The organism is Streptomyces sp. NPDC052773 (assembly GCF_044547145.1).
Taxonomy (GTDB): Bacteria; Actinomycetota; Actinomycetes; order Streptomycetales; family Streptomycetaceae; genus Streptomyces.
This window is the reverse complement of sequence record NZ_JBITZX010000004.1, coordinates 111,770-132,496: the sequence shown is the minus strand read 5'-3', so window position 1 is coordinate 132,496 and position 20,727 is coordinate 111,770. Positions and strand designations below refer to the sequence as shown.

Below are 20,727 nucleotides of genomic sequence, written 5' to 3'. Positions count from 1 at the left end.
GCCGGGCCGTCGCGCCGTACGCCCCGCCCCCGGCGGCGGGAATCGCCGGTTCCGGTAGCCTCGGGCCGTGACGGAACAGCACTCACACCGGTTCGAGCGCGGCACGGACGGGCCGAAGGTGATCCTGGTCGGGGTCGACGGCTCCGACTCCTCGTTGCGGGCGGCGGCCTACGCGGGTGGTCTGGCCCGGCGGCAGCACGCACTGCTGGCCGTGGTGTACGTGCAGCCGGTACTGGGGGCGGGCGCGGTGCTCGGGGCACCGGTGGCCGGCACGACCGAGGAGATCGCCGAGGATCTGGTGGCGCAGATCCGGGACGCCGCCGAGCGGGTCAAGGGGATATTCGACGTCCGCTGGGAGTTCCACACGTTCCGCGGTGATCCGTACAGCGGTCTGGTGAAGGCCGCCGACGAGCTGAAGGCCGACGCCGTCGTGGTGGGCGCGTCGGAGCAGGCCGGCCACCGGATCGTGGGCTCCGTCGCGATCCGGTTGGTGAAGGCCGGACGGTGGCCGGTGACGGTGGTGCCGTAACGGGCGCACCCCGTGCGTGGCGTCTTCCCTCGCCCCTGCCGCTGGGCCATGATGATCCGCCGTCAGCCGATTGCCGATCGTGAAGAGGTGAGGCGTGTGGCCGGGCTCCGGGCGGGCGAGGGGATTCTCCGCCGCAAACCCATCGAACACATCGAGGAGACGGAGGTGGGTGAGGGCACCCGCCTCGACCGCTCTCTCGGGCTGGGCCAGCTGACCGCCATCGGGGTCGGCGGCATCATCGGCGCGGGGATCTTCACCCTCGCCGGCACGGTGGCCAACGGGACGGCGGGCCCGGCGGTTCTCGTCTCGTTCCTCGTCGCCGGTGTGGCGAGCGCCGCGGCGGCGCTGTCGTACGCGGAGTTCGCGGGTCTGATCCCGAAGGCGGGCTCCGCCTACACCTACGGTTACGCGGTCCTCGGTGAACTGGCGGGCTGGTTCATCGGCTGGGACCTGCTGCTGGAGTACACGGCGATCGTGGCGGTGGTCGCGATCGGTATCTCCGGCTATTTCAGCTTCCTGGTGGGCGAGATGGGCGCCGATCTGCCGGACTGGATGCTGGGGGCGCCCGGCACCGGTGAGGGCCATCGGATCGACCTGTTCGCGGCGCTGCTGTGTCTGCTGATCGCGTATCTGCTCAACCTCGGCATCAAGAACGCGGCCCGGTTCGAGACGGTGGTCGTGGTACTGAAGGTGCTGGTGGTGCTGCTGGTCATCGGCGTCGGCGTGTTCCACATCAACACCGCGAACTACAACCCCTTCTTCCCGTACGGGGTGGGCGGCGCGTTCACCGGTGCGGCGACCGTGTTCTTCGCGGTGTTCGGCTACGACGCGATGTCGACCGCGGCCGAGGAGTCGAAGGACGCCCAGCGGCACATGCCGAAGGCGATCATCTACTCGCTGGCGATCTCGATGGTGCTGTACGTGGCGGCCTGTCTGGTGCTGACCGGGATGCAGCACTACTCGGAGATCGACAAGGAGAGCGGCTTCTCCACCGCGTTCAAGTCGGTGGGGCTGAGCGGGCTGGCGGACGTGATCGCGGTGGGCGCGATCATCGGCATTCTGACCGTCATGTTCACGTTCATGCTGGGAGTCACCCGGGTCTGGTTCGCCATGTCCCGGGACGGACTGCTGCCGCCGTGGTTCGCCAAGACGCACCCGACCCGGCATGTGCCGACGCGGGTGACCTGGATCGTCGGTGTGGCGTCGGCCGCCATCGCCGGGTTCCTGCCGATCGGTGAGGCGGCCGAGTTGACCAACATCGGCATTCTGCTGGCCTTCGTCGTGGTGTGCGTCGCGGTGATCGTGCTGCGCTACCGGCAGCCCGAACTGCCGCGCACCTTCCGTACGCCCTGGATGCCGTTCGTGCCGGCCGTGGGTGTGGTCTTCTCCATCTGGCTGATCACGTTCCTGCATTGGCAGACGTGGGCGCGGTTCGCCGTGTGGTTCGCGCTCGGGCTCGTGATCTATTTCGCCTACTCCTACCGGCACTCCAAGCTGGCCCGCTGACACGGTTCTTCCCCGGTGCTCCCTCGGTTCTCCGGATGCAGGACGGCGGGAACCGGAGGAGCATCGAAGGGAGAGGAGCCGGCCCGACCGGGAGTCGCCGGCTGTGATCTCCCGTCGAACCGCTCCACCATCAGATGCCGGGCCGGGACGGCCTTTCAACGGTCAATCACCCACTTTCCCCGGGCACGCGTGCCCCGGACGGTTCCGGACATACCGGCATCAGCACCGAGCGATGGGGTGTTTCGCCATGTCCAACAATCAACCGTCCGGCTCCCCGGCGCCCCTGCAGAACTTCGAGCCCGCTGTCGAACTGCTCCAGGAGGCACCGGAGGAGGACGCCCGCAGCGGGCTCGACCCGACGGTCCACGAGGACGACGTCCGGGAGGACGAGGCCCAGGCGGCCGGTGGCGCGCAGGGCACGGCGGTGCGGAGGCCTCCGGTCGTGCCGGAGGACGAGGTGCCGCGGAACACGCTGGCGGAACGGTGGCGCGAGCACATAGCGGCGTCACGGCAGCAAGGAGCGTGATCATGCCATACTTCCGCAACAGTCATTCGTCGACGATCCAGGTGGTCGGCATGTACTGGGACCCGCAGGCGTGCGGGCAGTACGGGAAGTACCGGACGATGGGCTGGTGGCGCATCAAGCCCTACGAGCGCATCCTCCTCGCGCCCAACAACCAGCGGTACTTCTACTGGTACGCCGAGTCCGACGACGGGCGGAAGTGGGAGGGCCGCTACGGGCCCGTCTACACCTATACGTACAGGTTCGACTCCTGCCTGAACATCGGCTCGACCGCCGCGTGGAAGACGGTGACGATGCGTCAGCACGACACGGAGGCCTTCCCGGGCGGAGTGAACGTGGACGTGTGACCCTCCGCCCCGCCCCGTTCGTCGCCCTACAGGGTGCCATAGAGGGTACGCAGGAGGTCGAGCAGGATGCGGTTGTACTCCTCCGGCTTCTCCAGGTTCGGGTAGTGGCCGGTGCCGTCGATCGTCACGGAGCGGCCGCCGGGGGTGGCGGCGGAGAGGCGTTCGGCGGCGGCGAGCAGGTCGGCGGGTTCCAGGCTGCCGTTGACGGTGTGCACGGGGACGCGGATCCCGGCCACGCGGGACCAGTTGTCGGTCGAGTGGACGAGCCAGTCCTTCTCGTCGGGCGTGTGCTTGGAGATCGTGTGCAGGGCCATCTCCCGCAGTCGGCGCGGGATGGCCGGGTCGAGGTCGTCGGCGGTACGGTGCTCTCCCGGGGCGACGCGCAGGAAGGCGTCCAGCCAGCCCTCGATGTCGCCGGCGGCCATCGTGCGGGCGTACTCGGCCTGGATCCCGCGGTGCCAGTCGTCCGTGTACTGCCAGTCGCCGGTCGCGGAGCCGCCGACGACCGCCGCGCGCACCAGGTCCGGGTGGTCCAGCAGGGTGTCGGTGGCGATCACGCCGCCCATCGACACACCGACCAGGACCGCGGGCCCGGTGCCGAGGTGGCGCAGCAGGCCGGTGAGGTCGTCGGCCCAGCGGAACGGCTGCGTGGCGTTGGCGGACCAGCCGTGGCCGCGTACGTCGGGGACGATCACCCGGTATCCGGCGGCGAGGGCCGGGATCTGGGCGGCCCAGAACCGGTGGTCGACGAATCCGCAGTGGAGCAGGACCACGGGGTCCCCGGAGCCCGTGTCGAGGTAGGCGAGGTCGCCGTCGGCAGAGGGGAAGAAGCGGAGGTCCGCGGGAGCAGTCATGACAACCAAGGTGTCATCTTCGCCGGATTTTGACAACTGGGATGTCATGATGGCCGGGTGAACGACAGCGATCGCAGTGGCAAGCTTCCGCCCGACGAACTCGGCCGTCGCCTCGCCGAGGTGTTCGATCTGGTCGGTCCGCTCTACCGGCGCGTGCAGCGCAAAGTGGAGGAGGGCGAGGCCATCGAGGGCCTGTCCGTCGGCGTCCGGGCCGTACTGGACCTGCTCCACAAGCACGGGCCGATGACCGTGCCCCAGATGGGCCGCGCACAGGCGATCAGCCGCCAGTTCGTCCAGCGGATGGTCAACGACGCGGCGGCGCGCGGCCTGGTGGAGAGCATCCCCAACCCCGCGCACCGGCGCTCCTCGCTGATCCGGCTCACGGACGAGGGCCGGGCGGCGATCACCGCCGTCCTCGCCCGCGAGCACATGGTGCTGCGGGAGGTCGGCGGCGATCTGACCGAGGCCGAGGTGGCGGCGTGTCTGCGGGTGCTCGGCGAGATGCTGAAGGTCTTCGACCACGTCGACGTGAACTGACCGGCCCCGGCCCTGCCCCGGCCCTACGGCGGCTACTGCCCCATCACCAGCCCGTCCTGTGCCGCGCCCCGGCTGAGCACCACGCCACGGATGCGGTCGCGGACCCAGCGCACGTCGGCGCCCTGGGCGAGGGCCTGGTTGAGGTTGACCGCCCGGCCGGCGTCGATGTCGAAGAGCTGCGGGACGAACTCGGCGCGGGTCACCTCCCAGCGCCCGCCGGGCCGGGCGGGCGGGGCGAAGGTGAAGCGGCCGAGGGTGGACTGGTTGCCGCGCGGGTCGGGGGCGCCCGAGTGGTTGTACATCTGGCCCGCGACCTGGTCGCCCATGCCGTAGACCACCCAGGTGCCGTTGACCTTCTCGTAGGCCTGCGGGACATGGGCGTGGGTGCCGAGGACCAGGTCGATGTCGGGGCGGCCCCGGGTGGTGGAGGCGGTGAGCGCGTCGGCCAGGGCGAGCTGTTGGCGGTCGGGCTCGTCCTGCCATTCGGTGCCCCAGTGCAGGGAGACGACGACCACGTCGGCGCCCGCCTGCCGAGCGGCCCGCGCGTCGGCGATGATCCGGGTCTCGTCGATCAGGTTCACCGCCCAGGGCTGCCCGGCGGGCAGCGACCGGTCGTTGGTGCCGTAGGTGTAGGCGAGGTGGGCGACCCGCGCCGCACCGGCGTGCAGGAGCGTGACGGCCCGCGCCTCCTCCTCGGCGCGCGCCGACCCGGCGTGCCGTACGCCCGCCCGGTCGAGGGCGTCCAGGGTGCGGCGGATGCCCTCGGCGCCGTCGTCGAGGCTGTGGTTGGAGGCGGTGGAGCAGCCGTCGTAGCCGGTGGCGGCGAGGCTTTCGGCGATCTCGGGCGGGGACTTGAAGGCGGGGTAGCCGGTGTAGTCGCCGTTCGCGCCGTAGACGGTCTCCATGTGACACAGCGCCAGGTCGGCGCGGGCGACGACGGGGCGGATGCCGGAGAGCATCGGCCGGAAGTCGTAGCCCCGGCCGCCCGCGTCGAACCGCGCCCGGTCGATGATCGAGCGGTGCGGCAGGATGTCGCCGGAGGCGACGAGGGTGAATCCGCGGGGGTCGGCGGCGGTGGGCGCGGCGCGGCCGGGCTCGGCCTGCTGTTCCTGGTGCTGGGCCTGGCAGGCGGCGGCCGCGGCGAGAAGCGCCGTCAGGGCCAGGGCCACCTGCCGTCTGCGTGCGATGCGAACGATCATCAGCTTCCCCAGTGCGGTCGTATTTACCCACAAATAGGTACGAAGCTGTACAAGGCGGCAAACAGTCCCAGGGGCCTCTTAACCCGTCCGGTGTGCGCGGTCGGCGGCGCCTCGCGGCGCCGGGGACCGTTCGTCGTACCGTTCGCCGACGGGTTCGACCGTCCGTCGCAGATCCGTGTGCGTGCCCTGTCCCGCGGCGACGCCCTGCGATGCCATACGGCCATGACGGCCGGAACCACTCTCACCCACGGGACGACGACCGCCGAGCACGAGCTCGCCGCACTGCAGCGGGAGCACGGCCGGCCCCTCTTCGCGCTGCTGCTCCGGCTCTGCGACGGCGACCGGCAGCGCGCCGAGGACCTGGTCCAGGAGACGCTGGTGCGTGCCTGGCAGCATCCCGAGGCGCTGCGCGCCGCGGACTTCGACTCCGTACGGCCCTGGCTGCTGACCGTGGCCCGGCGGCTCGCGATCGACGCCCGGCGGGCCCGGCAGGCGCGCCCGGCGGAGGTCGGGGACGCGGTCCTGGAGAACGCCCGCGTGATGTCCGACCACGCCGAGCGGGCCGCGGCGATGCTGGACGTCCGCGAGGCTGTGAAGACACTCACTCCGGAACACCGTGAAGTCCTGGTGCTCGTGTACTTCCAGGGGGCCAGTGTGGCGGAAGCCGCGGAAACGCTGGGGATTCCGCCCGGTACCGTGAAGTCCCGCGCGTTCTACGCGCTGCGCGCCCTGCGTCGGGTGCTTCCGGGATACGCACCCGACCTGCGGTGAAACCGAAGGCCGAGTCAAACCTCCGTAAAGCGCCTTGCCGATGCCCCCCGTTGAGTAATCGGCTGTCCTCATCCGTGCTTCCGGACGGGGACAGCTCCCCCGGGCCCGGGGTCGGGCGACGCGCACGCACCGGAGGAAGGCAGGAAGGGATGCAGCACAGAGGTCATCAGAGCACGGACGGCGCCGACGGCGGAGAACTGACCGTCCCCATGGCGTGGTTGTACGCCGAGTACATCGCCGACGAACTGCTGCGTCACGGCGATCTGATGCCGCCGACGTCGTTCGAGTTCCGGGCGGGCCGGGACGCGCTGGCGCTCACCGTCTTCCTCGCCGACACCGACGGCGAGCTGTCCGGCATCCGGGTCGTCTCCCAGCTCGACACCTGGCTGTCCCTCACGGCGTACGACCAGCCCTGGCAGGACTGGGTGCGCGAGCGCATGGCGCAGCTCACCGCGCAGGCCGCGGAGCAGGGCGGGCCCGCCCCGGACCTGGAACTCGCGGCGGCGGCCTGGCGCTGGCTGGAGGAGACGGAGCTGCTCGCGCCCGACCTGAACGCCGTGCCGGGCGGCGGGCCGGTGATCGGCGAGGAGGACGGGCCCAAGGTGTGGACACCGGCGTGGCAGCTGGGGCTGCCGCTGGGGCATCTCGCCATCCATCTTTTCTAGGGTTCGCCCGCTTACCTTCGCGGCTCCGGCGCACCTTTGCGGCTCCGGCGCCTGGCTTCGTCGGCGTCCGGGGATCGGTCCGGCTCCCTGGCTCCCGCCCGGGTCCGGGGGTTCGGTCCGGCTCCTGGCTGCGGTCCGGTGCCTGACTCCGGTCTGGTTCCTGGCTCCGGTCCGGTTCCTGGCTGACGCCCGGGTCCCGGGCAGCCGCGCTCCCCGCTCCGGCTCCGGCTCCGGCTCCGGCTCCGGCTCCGGCTCCGGCTCCCGGAAAATATTGCCGTCCGACCAATCCTCGGGGCCGGCGGCTCCGAATCACTCGGCCGCTATTGTGTCCGCGGCTTGAGTGATTCGTGCGTGCCGTGCGTACCGGTGGGTGCACAGACCGACCCCACCCCCACCCACGGCACGAGGATGCGGCATGTCCCTGGAAAGGCATCGCGACGTCGGCGCCTACGCGCTCGGCGTGCTGGACGAGGCGGAGGCCTTCCACTTCGAGGACCACCTCATGGAATGCCCCCGCTGTACGTCACATGTCGCCGAATTCGGGCCGGTGACACGGCAGTTGATGCTCTACCGGCGGGCCACCCCGCGGCTGGTGCACCCGGCGGTCCGGCCCGGGCCGCGGCTGCTGGACCGGCTGCTCGGGGACGTGCGGGCCCACCGCCGCGCCCGGCGCCGGCGCACGCTCTTCGCGGTCGCCGCGACGGTCGTGGCCGCCGTGGCCGGGCCGTGGCTCACGCTCGCCGCCCAGGGCGGCAGCCCTGAACCGCCGGCCCGGATCGAGGCGACCGACGCGCGTTCCGGGGTGTGGGCGCAGGTCACCGCCGAGGACGCGGCGTCGGGCAGCCGGGTGGAGCTGAAGGTCAGGGACGGGGCGGGGCCCCGCACCTGCCGGCTGGTCGCCGTGGGCCACGACGGCTCGGAGCAGACCGTGACCACCTGGGCCGTGCACCGGCACGAGGCCGGTGAGACCACCGTGGAGGGCTCGGCGGCCCTGCACCCCGACCAGATCGACCGCTACGAGGTGCGTGCGGAGAGCGGGGAGCGGCTGGTGGTGCTCGACCCGCCGTGAACCGGCCGTCCCCCACCGTCTACCGACCTGACCCGACTGTCAACCGACCGGACCCCGCCGTCAACCGATCCGCCTCCGCCGCTGACCGATCAACCCCGGCCGACAGCCGATCACCCCCGCCGCTGACCGATCCACCCCGGCCGGTCTCCCACTCCCCCGGGTGCAGCGTCTCGCGGCGCAGGCGGGCGCAGGTCTGGCTGAGCAGCCGGGAGACGTGCATCTGGGAGATGCCGAGGCGTTCGGCGATCCGCGCCTGCGGCCAGTCCTCGAAGAAGCGCAGGTAGAGGAGGGCCCGCTCACGGGACGGCAGCCGGCCTACCGCCTCCTTGACGCTCTCGCGGTCCACCACGAGCTGGAAGCCGTGGTCCGGTGCGCCGAGGATGGCCGCGAGGCTGGTGCCGTCGGCGCCGGGCTCGGCGTTCGGCGCGTACAGGGACAGGGCACTGTAGCTCTGGCCGAGCGCGGCCACCTGCCGCAGATCCTCCAGGCTCTCGCCCTTCTCACGGAAGCTCCCGGCGATCCGGTACGCCATGGGCAGCCACGCCCGCAGCACCTCGTCCCGCACCCGCTCGCGCTGCGGGCCGTCCGGCAGGGTGACCAGGAGGCGGAAGCCGGTGCGGGTGTCGGGGGCGTTCGGGACTTTGGTCCCCTTCCGGTGGGACCTCTCACCCGTACGGCGGTGCCGGCCGTCCCGCCGCCCCGGCCGTCGGGCGGGCCGCGGGCCACGGTGTGAGACTGCTGGGGGACGCGACCCGACCGCGCCCGCGGTCCCGGACGAGGGGAGAGACGGTGGCGACGGCAGAGAGCGCCGGCGGTCTTCTGGAGGAGTTCCTCGCCGACCCCGAGACCCCCGCGCTGGACCTGTCCACCGCGGTGGCCCGCTGCTCCGCCGCGCTCGGCCTCCAGCACTCCGTGGTCTACCTCGCCGATCTCCAGCAGCGCCAGCTCGTCCCGCTGACCGATGTCGCCTCCGCGCTGCCCATCGACGAGTCGCTGGCCGGCTGGTCCTACCGCACCCAGTCGCTGCGCGTGGAGGAGTCCGAGACCGGCGGGATGACGGCGTGGCTGCCGCTGGTGGACGGCGCGGAGCGGCTGGGTGTGCTCGGGGTGCACCAGCCCTCGCTCACCCCGGCCACCCTGCGCCGCAGCCGCAGCCTCGCCACCCTGCTGGCGATGATGGTCACCTCCAAGCGGGCGTACAAGGACTCCTTCGTACGGCGGACCAGGACCGAGCCGATGCGGCTGCCCGCGGAGATGCTGCGCGCCTTCCTGCCGCCGCGCACGATCGGCAACACGCACGTGGTGTCCACGGCCGTGCTGGAGCCGGCGTACGAACTCGGCGGGGACGCCTTCGACCACTCCCTCACCGAGACCACGCTGTACGCCTCCGTCCTCGACGCCATGGGCCACAACCTCGCGTCCGGGCTGACCACGGCGGTGTCGCTGGCCGCCTGCCGCAACGCCCGGCGTGCCGGCGCCGATCTGCCGGACCTGGTGAAGTGCGTCGACGACGCGCTGACGCAGTGGCTCCCGGACCAGTTCTGCACGGGCGTGCTCACTCAGCTGGACCTGGCGAGCGGTGTGCTGCGCTGGAGCAACTGCGGGCATCCGGCGCCGCTGCTCATCCGGGACCAGCGGCTGGTGGCGGACGCGATGGTGCGCGAGGCGGATCCGCCGATGGGGCTGCCGGCGCTGCTCGCCGGGCGGGCCCGGCTGAGCCACGAGATCGATCTGCACCCCGGCGACCGGGTGCTGCTCTACACGGACGGCGTCACCGAGGCGCGCACGCGGGACGGCGAGGAGTTCGGCCTGGAGCGCTTCGCCGACGAGGTCATCCGGGCCACCGCCGCCGGTGAGCTGGCGCCGGAGACGCTGCGCCGGCTGATCCACTCGATCCTCGACGCCCAGCCCGACCGGCTGCGGGACGACGCGACGATCGTGCTGATCGAGTGGTGGCCGCCGACCCGGTGAGCCGTGCTCACCCGCCGTCCTACTTCAGCAGGCGGGACAGTCTGCGGTCCGCGAGCGGCTTGCCGCCCGTCTGGCACGTCGGGCAGTACTGCAGCGAGGAGTCGCTGAAGGAGACCTCGCGGATGGTGTCGCCGCACACGGGGCAGGGCTCGCCGGTGCGGCCGTGGACCCGCAGGCCGCTCTTCTTCTCGGCCTTGAGCCGTCCGGCGGCCAGGCCCCGTGAGCGTTCGACCGCCTCGGTGAGGGTGGTGCGCAGCGCCTCGTACAGCCGCGTGGTCTCCTGCGGGGTGAGGGACGCCGCGAGCTTGAACGGGGACATCTTCGCCGCGTGCAGGATCTCGTCGCTGTAGGCGTTGCCCACCCCGGCGATCAGGCTCTGGTCGCGCAAGGCACCCTTGAGCCGGCGCCGCTCCCCGGCCAGCAGGGCCGTGAAGCGGGCCTCGTCGAAGTCGTCGGCGAGCGGGTCGGGGCCGAGCCGGGCCACTCCGGGGACCTCCCGGGGGTCGTGGACGACGTACACCGCGAGCCGCTTCTGGGTGCCGGCCTCGGTGAGATCGAAGCCGGCGCCGGTCTCCAGGGCGACCCGCAGGGCGAGGGGGCCCTTGCCGGGGCGGGGCGGGCCGTCGGGCAGCCGGTCCTTCCACTGGAGCCAGCCCGCGCGGGCCAGATGGGTGACCAGGTGCGGGCCGCCGTCCGTGGCGAGGTCGAGGAACTTGCCGTACCGCCGCACGGCGGTGACCTCGTGGCCCTCGACGGCGGTGAGCGGCGGGTCGTACGTCTTCAGGACGCTGATCGCCACCGGCAGCACGCGGACGATCTCGTGTCCGACCAGGTGCTCGGTCAGGAAGTCCTTGAGCGCTTCGACCTCGGGGAGTTCCGGCATACGTCCAGACTGCCACCCGGCACCGACAGCCTCACCCGGGATCGGCCCCCTCCGCCTTCCCGCTCAGCCGCGCTCCGCGTGGTCCGGCACGGTGAACTCGCACCACACGCACTTGCCGCCGCCCCGCGCCTCCACACCCCACACCTCGGTGAGCAGGTCGACCAGGAGCAGGCCGCGGCCGGAGACCCCGGACTCGCCGGCCTCGCGGCGGCGCGGCAGGGCGCTGGAGGTGTCCTCGACCTCGACGCGCAGCCGACGTTCGGGGCCGGTGAGGACCCTGAGGGTGACGATCGCGGCGCCCTCGGTGTGCATCAGGGCGTTGGTGATCAGCTCGTCGGCGACGAGTTCGATCTCGTCGGCGCGGTCCCCGGCGCCCCAGGCGCGCACGGCGGAGCGGATCATGTGCCGGGCGCCGGTGAGGGCCTCGGGATCGCCGGGGGCGACGTGCTGCTGGAGTCGGCCGCCGGCCCTGGGGGTGTCCACGCCGCGCCGGCGCAGCAGGAGCAGGGCCACGTCGTCGTCGCCGCCGCGCTCCTCGGCCGCCTCGATGAGCCGGTCGGCGAGTTTCCAGACGTCCGGGGGGCCGGAGGCGACCAGCCCGGTGAGGGCCTTCATGCCGTCGTCGAGGTCGGCGCCGGGTGTCTCGACGAGGCCGTCGGTGAACAGCAGCAGGGTGTGGCCGGGGTCGAGTTCGAGGGTGCCGACGGGATAGTCGAGGCTGCCGAACTCGGCGGACAGGCCGAGCGGCAGGCCGCCTTCCACGGTGACCCGGCGGCAGCTGCCGTCGGCGGCCCGCAGCAGCGGGTCGATGTGCCCGGCGCGCACCACCTGGACCACTCCGGTGGCGAGGTCGGCCTCCGCGTACAGGCAGGTGGCGAAGCGGTCGGTGTCGAGTTCGTGCAGGAAGACGGAGGCGCGGGCCATCACGGTGGCGGGGGTGTGGCCCTCGGCGGCGTAGGCGCGCAGCACGATCCGCAGCTGGCCCATGACGGCGGCGGCGTGGGTGTCGTGGCCCTGGACGTCGCCGATGACGGCGCCGACCCGGCCGCCCGGGAGCGGGATCAGGTCGTACCAGTCGCCGCCGATGTCCCGGCCGAGGGTGCCGGTGGAGCTGCCGGAGCGGTAGCGCACGGCGACGTCGGCGCCGGGGACGCTGGGGATGGTGCGCGGCAGCATGGCCTGCTGGAGGCCGGTGGCGAGGTCCTTCTCCTGTTCGTAGAACATGGCCCGCTGCAGGCTCTGCGCGATGCTGCTGCCGAGCGCGACGAGGATGTCCCGTTCTTCGGGCGTGAAACCGCGCCGGTCGTCGTAGAGCAGTCCCATCGCGCCGATGGGACGGGCCTGGACGATCAGCGGCAGATAGGCGGCCGAGGTGATGGCGAGGTCGGTGATGTGCGGCCACAGGACGGGGTAGCCGGCCGCGAACTCCTCCGGTGACTCGATGAAGCGGGGGCTGAGGGTGCGGACGACCTCGCTCATCGGGTACGGCTCGTCGATCCGGGTGACCTCGGTGCCGGGCACCCGGCTGCCCTTGGGGCCCTCGGCGATCAGCCGGATGCGGCCGGCCTCGACCAGGCCCATCACCAGGCTGGCCGCGCCCAGGTGGGTGACGCCGTCGGAGTCCTTCAGCACGTCGATGACGTCCTGGACGGTGCGGGCGTGGGCGAGGGCGGCGGTGGTGGCCTGGACCACGCTGCCCCGGTCCTGCGGGCCGTCCTCGACGACGCCCTGGGCGCCGCGCGCCTCGATCTCGCTCAGCTCCCGGGTGGCGTCGCGGACGATGCCGATGATGCGGCGCGGGCGGCCGGTGTCGTCGCGCCGTATGTAGCCCTGGGTGTGGGTCCAGCGCAGGCTGCCGTCGCGGCAGCGCAGGCGGAAGTAGGCGCCGTAGTTGTCGCTGCCGTCCTTGATGGCCTGGGCGACGAGGGCGTCCAGGCGGAGCGCCTCGTCCGTCGGGACGCGGACGGACAGTGACTGGGGGTGGCCGTCGTATTCGTCCGGGCGCAGGTCGAAGACCTCGTGGGCCTGGGGGTCCATGTGGAACAGACCGGTGTCCAGGTCCCAGTCGAAGCTGCCCATGCGGTTGAGCGCCAGAATCGGGTCCGGGTGGGCGGGCCAGTCCTCCGGGAGTGACAGCGCGCTCGCTCCCCGATCAGCCATGCGCCCACCTTGCCAGGATTCAACCGATTCTTCGAATTCTGGGACCACCTCTTTTCTCCCTCCCGTGCCTCAGCTCAGGAACACATCCGTCGGGCTGCCGAAGATGATGTCGGCGGCCTCCGTGGCGTCCGGGGTCGGGCCGTCGCCGTCGGGCGCGTCCGGAGTGTTCGGAGTGTCCGGGGTGTCCGGGGTGTCCGGCACGGCCTCGGGGCCGGTCCCGTCCGGGGAGGCCGGGGGCGGCTGGGGCTCGGGCTCGGACTCCGGGGCGGGCCGGTCGGCGGGCGGGTCCGCCGGCGGGTGGGCGGTGACGGTGGCGGTCGCGGTCGGGCAGGAAGCCGGCGCGGGCGCGTCCGCCTCCGCGGCGAGGCCCGGCGTGACGGTCACGGCCGGGGTGGCGCAGCCCCTGCCCGGTTCCCCGGGCGAAAACCCGGGCGAGGGCTGCTCGCCCGGCGGGGTGTCATGCCCCTCCCGGTGCGGCTCGCCCCGGGACGCCTCAGACTCCCCGCTGCCCGGCGTCCGCTTCGGCGGGCCGTCGCCCGGGGGCGTGGACGTGGGCGGCGAGGGCCGGGTCGGCGTCCCGCCCGGCGGCACGGGGATCGTCGTCCCGGCGTCGGGGCGGGGTACGAGCTTGTCGTGGCGGGTGTCGTGGCCGATCCGCCGCTCGATCCACGCCTTGTCGGCGATGTCGATGATCGTGAGGTGGGTGACCACCTGCGGCGCCGGTGTCACCACGATCGCCCCGGCGGGCCGGTAGCCGGTCCACGGGGTGCCGCGATGGGCGGGCGTGCCGCGCTGTTCCCGGGGCGGGGTGAGCGGGTTGCCGCAGGCGCAGCGGACCCGGGGCACGCCCCGGTCGTCGACCAGGACGGGGGTGCCCGCCTGGAGGACGGACTGGTAGCCGGCGGCCCGGCCGGCGCGGTAGCCGTGGTTGGTCACGCGGGTGTCGGCGCGCAGCACGACCGAGGTCAGGCCGCGCAGGTAGGCCGGGACGGAGTCCTGCGGGACGCCGGCGATCTCGGCGAAGGCGCGGGCCTTGCCCTGGTCGGCCCGGAGCTGGTCGATCTGCCGTTCGACGTCGCAGCTGCCCTGCCGCCGAGCGCCGCCGTACAGGCCGGGTGTGGAGCCGGGGTAGGAGCGGGGGCGCGCGCCGGGGGTGTCCGGGGCGGTGTCCGGCGTACGGGTGACGGGCGGGGACGCGGCCGGGGCGGTGGCCGTGGACTTCGTGAAGGGGTCCGGCCCCTCGGCCGCGGCCGGTTCGAGGACGACCTCTCCCGCCGCTCCGGCGCTGTTCCCGCCGCCGCCGTCACCGCCGCAGCCGGCGACGACGAGGAGCGCCGCCGAGAGCGCGCAGGCCGCGGCGAGTGTTCCGGTGGATCCGCGTACCACGTTCTCCCGCCTTGTCCGGGCCTGACGACCCTGTTGTGGGCAACTCGCCCCCATTGTCTGCTTCACTCACTTGGGTCACGCAAGCGGAGGACGCGACCACGGACGGTCACCTCCGCGGGTGCGGCACCAGAATGGAGGGAGAGGAGTGCAACGGCCGTGGACTGGTTCACCGCATCCGACTACTGGCTGAGCCGGCTGGTCTTCCAGCGGGCGCTGGCCGCCGTCTACCTGGTCGCGTTCCTGACCGCGGCGCTGCAGTTCCGGGCGCTGCTCGGCTCGCGCGGGATGCTGCCGATCCCCCGCTTCGTCGCCCGGGTGCCCTTCCGGCAGGCGCCCAGCCTGTTCCAACTGCACTACTCGGACCGCTTCTTCGCCGGCTGCGCCTGGACGGGCGTCGCGGTCTCGGCGGCGCTCCTCGCGGGCGTCGACGGGCTGCTGCCGCTGTGGGCGGCGATGCTGCTGTGGCTGGTCCCGTGGGTGCTGTACCTGTCGATCGTCAACGTCGGCCAGACCTGGTACGGGTTCGGCTGGGAGTCGCTGCTGCTGGAGACCGGGTTCCTCGCGGTGTTCCTCGGCAACGACGAGGTGGCGCCACCGGTCGTGGTGCTGTTCCTGCTGCGCTGGATCCTGTTCCGGGTGGAGTTCGGCGCGGGCCTGATCAAGCTGCGCGGCGACGCATGCTGGCGGAAACTGACCTGCCTGGACCACCACCACGAGACCCAGCCGATGCCGGGCCCGCTGAGCTGGTTCTTCCACCATCTGCCGAAGCCCCTGCACCGGGTGGAGGTGGCCGCCAACCACGTCACCCAGCTCGCGGTGCCCTTCCTGCTGTTCACCCCGCAGCCGGTCGCCTCGGCCGCCGCCTCGCTGATGATCGTCACCCAACTGTGGCTGGTGCTGTCCGGCAACTTCTCCTGGCTGAACTGGATCACCATCGTGCTGGCCCTGTCCGCGGTGCGGTTCCCCGCCGATCCGCCGCGGGTGCCGGACGCGCCGCTGTGGTACGTGGTGGTGGTGCTCGCGGTGGCCGCGCTGCTGCTGTTCCTGAGCTACCGGCCCGTGGCGAACATGGTCTCCCGCCGCCAGGTCATGAACCGGTCCTTCGACCCGCTCCACCTGGTCAACACCTACGGCGCGTTCGGCAGCGTCAGCCGCGTGCGCTACGAGGTGGTGATCGAGGGCACCGCGGAGGCCGTGCCGCGCGAGGACTCCGACTGGCGGGAGTACGAGTTCAAGGGCAAGCCCGGCGACCCCCGGCACTGGCCGCGCCAGTTCGCGCCGTACCACCTGCGGCTTGACTGGATGATGTGGTTCGCCGCGCTGTCGCCCGCCTACGCGGGGACCTGGTTCGGCGCGCTGGTGGAGCGGCTGCTGGAGAACGACCGCGACACCCTGAAGCTGCTGCGCCGCTGCCCGTTCCCGCCCGACGAGCCGCCCCGCCACATCCGCGCCCGCCTGTTCCGCTACCGCTACACCACCTGGCGGGAGTTGCGGGAGACCGGCGCGTGCTGGCACCGGACCTATGTGCGGGAGTTCCTGCCGCCGACCCGTCTCGCCGGGTCGGCTCAGAGGCCGTAGACGCGGGTGGCGGTTCCCGCGAAGACCTCGGCGCGTTCGGCCTCGCTCAGCGCGGCGGTCAGCTCGGCGGCCGTGGTCAGCACCTCGCCGTAGGTCGCCGCGAGCGTGCACACCGGCCAGTCGGAGCCGAACATCAGCCGGTGCGGGCCGAACGCGTCGAGGACCACGTCGGCGTACGGGCGCAGGTCGTCGACCGTCCACGAGGCGAGGTCGGCCTCGGTGACCAGGCCGGAGAGCTTGCAGACGGTGTTCGGCAGGGCCGCGAGGGCGCGCACGGAGCCCGCCCAGGGTTCGGTCGCGCCGGCGGCGACGGGCGGTTTGCCCAGGTGGTCGAGGACGAAGATGAGGTCGGGGTGCGCGGCGGCGGCCCGGACGCAGGCGGGCAGCTGGTGGGGCCGTACGACCAGGTCGTGGACGATCCCGGCGTCGGCGAGGGCGGCGAGGCCGCGCCGTACGTCCGGGCGCAGCAGCCACTCCGGGTCGGGTTCGGCCTGGATCTGGTGGCGGATGCCCTTGAGGTGCCGGCCGCCGGGGAGCGCGCGCAGGCGGGCGAGTTCGTCGGCGACGTCGGGGCGGGTGAGGTCGGTCCAGCCCACGACGCCCGCGATGAGGTCGTGGCCGTCGGCGAGGGCCAGCAGCTCGGGGGTCTCCGCCGGCACGGTGACCGTCTGGACGAGGACCGTGCGGCCGACTCCGGCTGTGGTGGTCTCGGCGCGGAGGTCGTCGACGGTGAAGGCGCGGCGGAGTGGGGCGAGTTCGGGGCCGGTGATCCAGTCCTGGTCGCGGACGGACAGGTCCCAGAGGTGGTGGTGGGCGTCGACGATCACCGCGGATCCTCACCGGGCACGGGCGCTTCGGCGGGCAGCAGGCCGGTGTGCCGCAGCTCCTGCCAGAAGGCCGCCGGGACGGGGCGGCGGAACTGGGCGGCGCAGTCGTCGACCTCGGCGGCGGAGCGGGCGCCGACGAGGACGGCGGTGACGGCCGGGTGCGCGGCGCAGAAGGCCAGGGCGGCGGCGCGCAGGGAGGTGCCGTGGTCCTCGGCGAGCGCCTTCAGCCGCAGGGCGCGCTCCAGCAGCTCCGGGGGTGCCTGGGCGTAGTCGTAGGTCGCGGTCGGCTTGGGGTCGGCCAGCAGCCCGGAGTTGAAGGGGCCGCCGAGGACGACGGCCGTGCCGCGGTCGGCCGCGGCGGGCAGGAGGTCGGTGAGGGCGCTCTGGTCGAGGAGGGTGTAGCGGCCGGCGCACAGCACCACGTCCACGTCGGTGTCGCGGACGAAGCGGGTGAGCATCGCGGTCTGGTTCATGCCCGCGCCGATGGCGCCGACGACGCCTTCGGCGCGCAGCCGCTCCAGCGCCGGGTAGCCCTCGCGGAAGGCCTGGTCGGCGTGGTCGTCGGGGTCGTGGAGGTAGACGGTGTCGACGCGGTCGACGCCGAGCCGTGCCAGGCTGGCGTCGAGGGTGCGGCGGATGCCGTCGGCGGTGAAGTCCCGGACGCGGCGGTGGGTGGCGGGGACCGCGAAGCCGTGTGCGAGGTCGTCGCCGGTGCCGTCGGCGGGCTCCAGGCGGCGGCCGACCTTGGTGGAGAGGGTGTAGGCGTCGCGGGGGTGTGCGCGCAGGGCGGCGCCGAGGCGGCGTTCGGAGAGGCCGAGGCCGTAGTGCGGGGCGGTGTCGAAGGCGCGGATGCCCTGGCGCCAGGCGGCGGCCACGGCGGCGTACGCCTGCTCGTCGGTGACCTCGGTGTAGAGGTTGCCGATGGCGGCTGCGCCGAAGGCGAGTGCGGCGCTCATCGGGCCGCCGGGCGCGGGCGCAGTCCCTGCATGCCGCCGTCGACGGCGAGCGCGGTGCCGGTGGTGGCGCCGGACAGCGGGCTCGCCAAGTAGGCGATGGCGCCGGCGACTTCGGCGGCGGTGACCAGGCGGCCGGTGGGCTGGCGGGCCTCCAGGGCGGCGCGTTCGGCGGCCGGGTCGGCGGCGGAGTCGAGGAGGCGGCCGACCCAGGGGGTGTCCACGGTTCCGGGGTTGACGCAGTTGACGCGGATGCCCTCGCGGACGTGGTCGGCGGCCATGGCGAGGGTGAGGGCGTGCACGGCGCCCTTGGTCGCGCTGTAGAGGGCCCGTTGCGGCAGGCCCGCGGTGGCGGCGATGGAGCAGGTGTTGACGACGGCGGCGTGCGAGGACCGGCGCAGATGGGGCAGGGCGGCGCGGGCGGTGCGGACCATGCCGACGACGTTGACGTCGAGGACGTGGTGCCATTCGGCGTCGTCGTTGTCCTCGACGGTGCCCTGGGCGCCGACGCCCGCGTTGTTGACGAGGATGTCCAGCCCGCCGAGGTCCTCGGCGGCGGCCGAGACGGCCCGGCGCACGGAGGTGTCGTCGGTGACGTCCGCGCGGTATGCCGGCAGGGGCGCCCGGACCGTGGCGGGGTCCAGGTCGAGGACGGCGACGCGGGCGCCGCGCTCGGCCAGCAGCTCGGCGGTGGCCCGGCCGATGCCGGAGGCGCCGCCCGTCACCAGGGCCCTCAGGCCCTCGAACTCGCTCATTCCGGTTGCCCCTTCCGCGTGCGCTCGGCGAGGTCGGCGGCCCAGAAGGCGCCGCCGGGGAACGTGTACCGCGCGATCGACTCGGGCCGCAGGGCGGCCGAGAAGCCGGGCGCGGTGGGTGCGGTGTAGTGCCCGTCCCGGATGACCACCGGGTCGAGGAAGTGGTCGTGGAGGTGGTCGACGTACTCGATGACGCGGTCCTCGGTGGTGCCGGAGACCGCCAGGTAGTCGAACATCGCCAGGTGCTGGACGAGTTCGCACAGTCCGACGCCGCCCGCGTGCGGGCAGACGGGGACGCCGAAGCGGGCGGCGAGCAGCAGGATCGCCAGGTTCTCGTTGATGCCGCCGACGCGGGCCGCGTCGAGCTGGAGGACGTCGACGGCGCCGGCCTGGAGGAGCTGTTTGACGACGATCCGGTTCTGGGCGTGCTCGCCGGTGGCGACCCTGACCGGGGCGACGGCCCGGCGGATCGCGGCGTGGCCGAGGATGTCGTCGGGGCTGGTGGGCTCCTCGATCCAGTACGGGTCGAACGGGGCCAGCGCCTTCGTCCAGCGGATCGCCTCGGCCACGTCCCAGCGCTGGTTGGCGTCGACGGCCAGGCGGATGTCCGGGCCGACGGCGGCGCGGGCGGTGCGGCAGCGGCGGATGTCGTCGTCGAGGTCGGCGCCGACCTTCAGTTTGATCTGGGTGAAGCCGTCGGCGACGGCCCGGCGGGCGAGCCGGGTCAGTTTCTCGTCGTCGTAGCCGAGCCAGCCGGGCGAGGTGGTGTAGGCGGGGTAGCCGCGTTCCAGCAGCCGGGCCCGCCGCTCCTCGGCGCCCTCGCGTGCGCGCCGGAGCAGGGTGAGCGCGTCGTCGGGGGTGAGGGCGTCGGTGAGGTACCGGAAGTCGATCTGGCCGACCAGCCACTCGGGGTCGGCGTCGGCGAGCAGCCGCCACAGCGGCTTTCCGGCGCGCCGCGCGGCGAGGTCCCACACGGCGTTGACGACGGCGCCGATCGCCATGTGCATCACGCCCTTCTCCGGGCCCAGCCAGCGCAGTTGGCTGTCGCCGGTCAGGTCGCGGCTGAGCGCGCCGGGGTCGGCGCACAGCGCGTCGACGGGCCGCCCGAGCACGTGGGCGCGCAGGGCTTCGATCGCCGCGACCTGGACGTCGTTGCCCCGTCCGATGGTGAAGGCGAAGCCGTGGCCCTCGTGGCCGTCGGCGGCGTCGGTGCGCAGTACGACGTAGGCGGCCGAGTAGTCGGGGTCGGGGTTCATCGCGTCGGAGCCGTCCAGCTCGCGCGAGGTGGGGAAGCGGATGTCGTAGGTGTCGACGGCGGTGACGCGAGCGGGGGTCGAGGACGCCATGTCGCATACTTATCAGACCACTTGGCCCTCCCGACACCCCTTGTCCACGGGTTTGCGCATCTTGACCCTCAAGTGGTCGGACCACCTCGTCGACGCGGCTAGACTGCCGCGCACCGGTGAGAGGGAGGGACGACGTGGGGGCAGCAGCCGACGAGGCGCCGTCGGGCGGGGGTCCGGCCGGCCCGAAGGGCACGGTGACGCAGCGCGCCATCGAGCGGATCAAGGCGATGATCGCCGAGGGGTCCCTGGAGCCGGGCCGGCGGCTGCCGACCGAGCGGGAACTCGCCGCGAGCCTCGGTATCTCCCGCAGCTCGATGCGCGAGGCGATCCGCGCGCTGACCGTGCTCGGCGTGCTGGAGGCGCGGCACGGCTCCGGCATCTACGTCACCGGGCTCCGGGCGGCCGACCTGCTGGAGACGTTCGGTGTGGTGGCCGACCTGTCCCAGGGCGAGCGGCTGGTCGAACTCCTCGAGGTGCGCCGGGTGCTGGAGGCGACGGCGACGGCGCTGGCCGCGGCCCGGATCACCCCGGAGCACCTGGCGGAGGTCGAGGAGCATCTGGCGGCGATGGACGCCACCGACGACCCCGACCGGATCCTCGCCCACGACCTGGCCTTCCACCGGGCCATCGCCGTGGCGGCCGGCAACGAGACGATGGCCGCCATCCTCGAGGGCCTGTCGACGCGCACCTTCCGCGCCCGCGTCTGGCGCGGCTACCAGGAGGAGGGCGCGATCGCCCGCACCCGCCGCGAACACGCCGCCATCCACCGCGCCCTGGCCGCCCGCGACCCGGAGGCGGCCCGCGCGGCGGCGGCCGCCCATGTGAGCGAAGTCGAGCAGTGGCTGCGGGGGCGGCTCGGGCGGTAGCC

The 20,727-nt window shown here is 73.1% G+C and carries 21 protein-coding genes; 11 read left to right on the top strand and 10 right to left on the bottom strand.

What is annotated here, in order from left to right:
* The first annotated feature begins 67 nt into the window (after positions 1 to 67).
* From ACIG0D_RS11080 to ACIG0D_RS11065, 4 genes are all read left to right on the top strand, one after another.
* The gene (locus ACIG0D_RS11080) at positions 68 to 529 is read left to right on the top strand and encodes a universal stress protein (RefSeq protein WP_365765746.1); all 462 of its coding nucleotides are present in this window, start codon (positions 68 to 70) and stop codon (positions 527 to 529) included.
* Between the two features lie 96 nt (positions 530 to 625).
* Positions 626 to 2,035, top strand: coding sequence for an amino acid permease (locus ACIG0D_RS11075; protein WP_399798487.1), 1,410 nt, complete (start codon positions 626 to 628; stop codon positions 2,033 to 2,035).
* Positions 2,036 to 2,282: 247 nt separating this feature from the next.
* A complete protein-coding gene (locus ACIG0D_RS11070; protein WP_399798485.1) occupies positions 2,283 to 2,561 on the top strand; it encodes a hypothetical protein in 279 nt (92 codons plus the stop codon).
* 2 nt (positions 2,562 to 2,563) lie between these two features.
* Complete coding sequence (locus tag ACIG0D_RS11065; protein ID WP_399798483.1) at positions 2,564 to 2,905, top strand: hypothetical protein; 342 nt, start codon at positions 2,564 to 2,566, stop codon at positions 2,903 to 2,905.
* Between the two features lie 26 nt (positions 2,906 to 2,931).
* Here the strand turns inward: ACIG0D_RS11065 and ACIG0D_RS11060 are convergent, their stop codons facing one another.
* Positions 2,932 to 3,759: an alpha/beta fold hydrolase gene (locus ACIG0D_RS11060; protein ID WP_399798480.1), complete on the bottom strand. Its 828-nt coding sequence runs from the start codon at positions 3,757 to 3,759 to the stop codon at positions 2,932 to 2,934.
* 57 nt (positions 3,760 to 3,816) lie between these two features.
* Here ACIG0D_RS11060 and ACIG0D_RS11055 point away from each other — a divergent pair, with 57 nt between their 5' ends.
* Positions 3,817 to 4,296 (top strand): MarR family winged helix-turn-helix transcriptional regulator, encoded by a 480-nt coding sequence (locus ACIG0D_RS11055; protein ID WP_399798477.1) that lies wholly within the window; start codon positions 3,817 to 3,819, stop codon positions 4,294 to 4,296.
* Between the two features lie 32 nt (positions 4,297 to 4,328).
* Here ACIG0D_RS11055 and ACIG0D_RS11050 read toward each other — a convergent pair whose 3' ends face one another.
* Complete coding sequence (locus ACIG0D_RS11050) at positions 4,329 to 5,495, bottom strand: CapA family protein (protein WP_399798475.1); 1,167 nt, start codon at positions 5,493 to 5,495, stop codon at positions 4,329 to 4,331.
* A gap of 222 nt (positions 5,496 to 5,717) precedes the next feature.
* Here ACIG0D_RS11050 and ACIG0D_RS11045 point away from each other — a divergent pair, with 222 nt between their 5' ends.
* The 3 genes from ACIG0D_RS11045 to ACIG0D_RS11035 all read left to right on the top strand — a co-directional run bounded on the left by ACIG0D_RS11045 (position 5,718) and on the right by ACIG0D_RS11035 (position 8,000).
* Positions 5,718 to 6,266, top strand: coding sequence for a sigma-70 family RNA polymerase sigma factor (locus ACIG0D_RS11045; RefSeq protein ID WP_399798472.1), 549 nt, complete (start codon positions 5,718 to 5,720; stop codon positions 6,264 to 6,266).
* A 149-nt stretch (positions 6,267 to 6,415) separates the two neighbouring features.
* Complete coding sequence (locus tag ACIG0D_RS11040) at positions 6,416 to 6,931, top strand: hypothetical protein (RefSeq protein ID WP_399798469.1); 516 nt, start codon at positions 6,416 to 6,418, stop codon at positions 6,929 to 6,931.
* 415 nt (positions 6,932 to 7,346) lie between these two features.
* A complete protein-coding gene (locus ACIG0D_RS11035) occupies positions 7,347 to 8,000 on the top strand; it encodes a zf-HC2 domain-containing protein (protein ID WP_399798467.1) in 654 nt (217 codons plus the stop codon).
* A gap of 19 nt (positions 8,001 to 8,019) precedes the next feature.
* Here the strand turns inward: ACIG0D_RS11035 and ACIG0D_RS11030 are convergent, their stop codons facing one another.
* Positions 8,020 to 8,565, bottom strand: a complete 546-nt coding sequence (locus ACIG0D_RS11030) for a sigma-70 family RNA polymerase sigma factor (protein ID WP_399798465.1) — start codon at positions 8,563 to 8,565, stop codon at positions 8,020 to 8,022.
* Positions 8,566 to 8,789: 224 nt separating this feature from the next.
* On the opposite strand from ACIG0D_RS11030, the gene ACIG0D_RS11025 reads away from it, so the two are divergent.
* Complete coding sequence (locus ACIG0D_RS11025) at positions 8,790 to 9,971, top strand: PP2C family protein-serine/threonine phosphatase (protein ID WP_399798463.1); 1,182 nt, start codon at positions 8,790 to 8,792, stop codon at positions 9,969 to 9,971.
* 19 nt (positions 9,972 to 9,990) lie between these two features.
* Here the strand turns inward: ACIG0D_RS11025 and ACIG0D_RS11020 are convergent, their stop codons facing one another.
* From ACIG0D_RS11020 to ACIG0D_RS11010, 3 genes are all read right to left on the bottom strand, one after another.
* The gene (locus ACIG0D_RS11020) at positions 9,991 to 10,854 is read right to left on the bottom strand and encodes an Fpg/Nei family DNA glycosylase (RefSeq protein WP_399798461.1); all 864 of its coding nucleotides are present in this window, start codon (positions 10,852 to 10,854) and stop codon (positions 9,991 to 9,993) included.
* A 63-nt stretch (positions 10,855 to 10,917) separates the two neighbouring features.
* Positions 10,918 to 13,014, bottom strand: a complete 2,097-nt coding sequence (locus tag ACIG0D_RS11015) for a SpoIIE family protein phosphatase (RefSeq protein ID WP_399798459.1) — start codon at positions 13,012 to 13,014, stop codon at positions 10,918 to 10,920.
* Positions 13,015 to 13,083: 69 nt separating this feature from the next.
* On the bottom strand, positions 13,084 to 14,400 hold the full coding sequence (locus ACIG0D_RS11010) for a DUF6777 domain-containing protein (RefSeq protein ID WP_399798456.1): 1,317 nt from the start codon (positions 14,398 to 14,400) through the stop codon (positions 13,084 to 13,086).
* A gap of 156 nt (positions 14,401 to 14,556) precedes the next feature.
* Here ACIG0D_RS11010 and ACIG0D_RS11005 point away from each other — a divergent pair, with 156 nt between their 5' ends.
* Positions 14,557 to 15,978 (top strand): lipase maturation factor family protein, encoded by a 1,422-nt coding sequence (locus ACIG0D_RS11005; RefSeq protein WP_399798454.1) that lies wholly within the window; start codon positions 14,557 to 14,559, stop codon positions 15,976 to 15,978.
* Here the strand turns inward: ACIG0D_RS11005 and ACIG0D_RS11000 are convergent.
* Genes ACIG0D_RS11000 through ACIG0D_RS10985 form a run of 4 tightly spaced genes read right to left on the bottom strand, consistent with a single transcriptional unit; the run spans position 15,966 to position 19,859 of the window.
* Positions 15,966 to 16,805, bottom strand: a complete 840-nt coding sequence (locus tag ACIG0D_RS11000) for an amidohydrolase family protein (RefSeq protein ID WP_399798452.1) — start codon at positions 16,803 to 16,805, stop codon at positions 15,966 to 15,968. The genes ACIG0D_RS11005 and ACIG0D_RS11000 overlap by 13 nt on opposite strands.
* On the bottom strand, positions 16,802 to 17,761 hold the full coding sequence (locus ACIG0D_RS10995) for an aldo/keto reductase (protein WP_399798450.1): 960 nt from the start codon (positions 17,759 to 17,761) through the stop codon (positions 16,802 to 16,804). The genes ACIG0D_RS11000 and ACIG0D_RS10995 overlap by 4 nt, the downstream gene beginning before the upstream one ends.
* Positions 17,758 to 18,513 carry an SDR family NAD(P)-dependent oxidoreductase gene (locus ACIG0D_RS10990; RefSeq protein ID WP_399798447.1) on the bottom strand — a complete coding sequence of 252 codons (756 nt, stop codon included), beginning with the start codon at positions 18,511 to 18,513 and terminating at the stop codon, positions 17,758 to 17,760. Before ACIG0D_RS10990 ends, ACIG0D_RS10995 begins: the two co-directional genes overlap by 4 nt.
* Positions 18,510 to 19,859: an L-fuconate dehydratase gene (locus ACIG0D_RS10985; RefSeq protein ID WP_399798445.1), complete on the bottom strand. Its 1,350-nt coding sequence runs from the start codon at positions 19,857 to 19,859 to the stop codon at positions 18,510 to 18,512. Before ACIG0D_RS10985 ends, ACIG0D_RS10990 begins: the two co-directional genes overlap by 4 nt.
* A gap of 134 nt (positions 19,860 to 19,993) precedes the next feature.
* Between ACIG0D_RS10985 and ACIG0D_RS10980 the strand changes: the two genes are divergently transcribed.
* The gene (locus tag ACIG0D_RS10980; RefSeq protein ID WP_399798443.1) at positions 19,994 to 20,725 is read left to right on the top strand and encodes a FadR/GntR family transcriptional regulator; all 732 of its coding nucleotides are present in this window, start codon (positions 19,994 to 19,996) and stop codon (positions 20,723 to 20,725) included.
* The last annotated feature ends 2 nt before the right edge of the window (positions 20,726 to 20,727 follow it).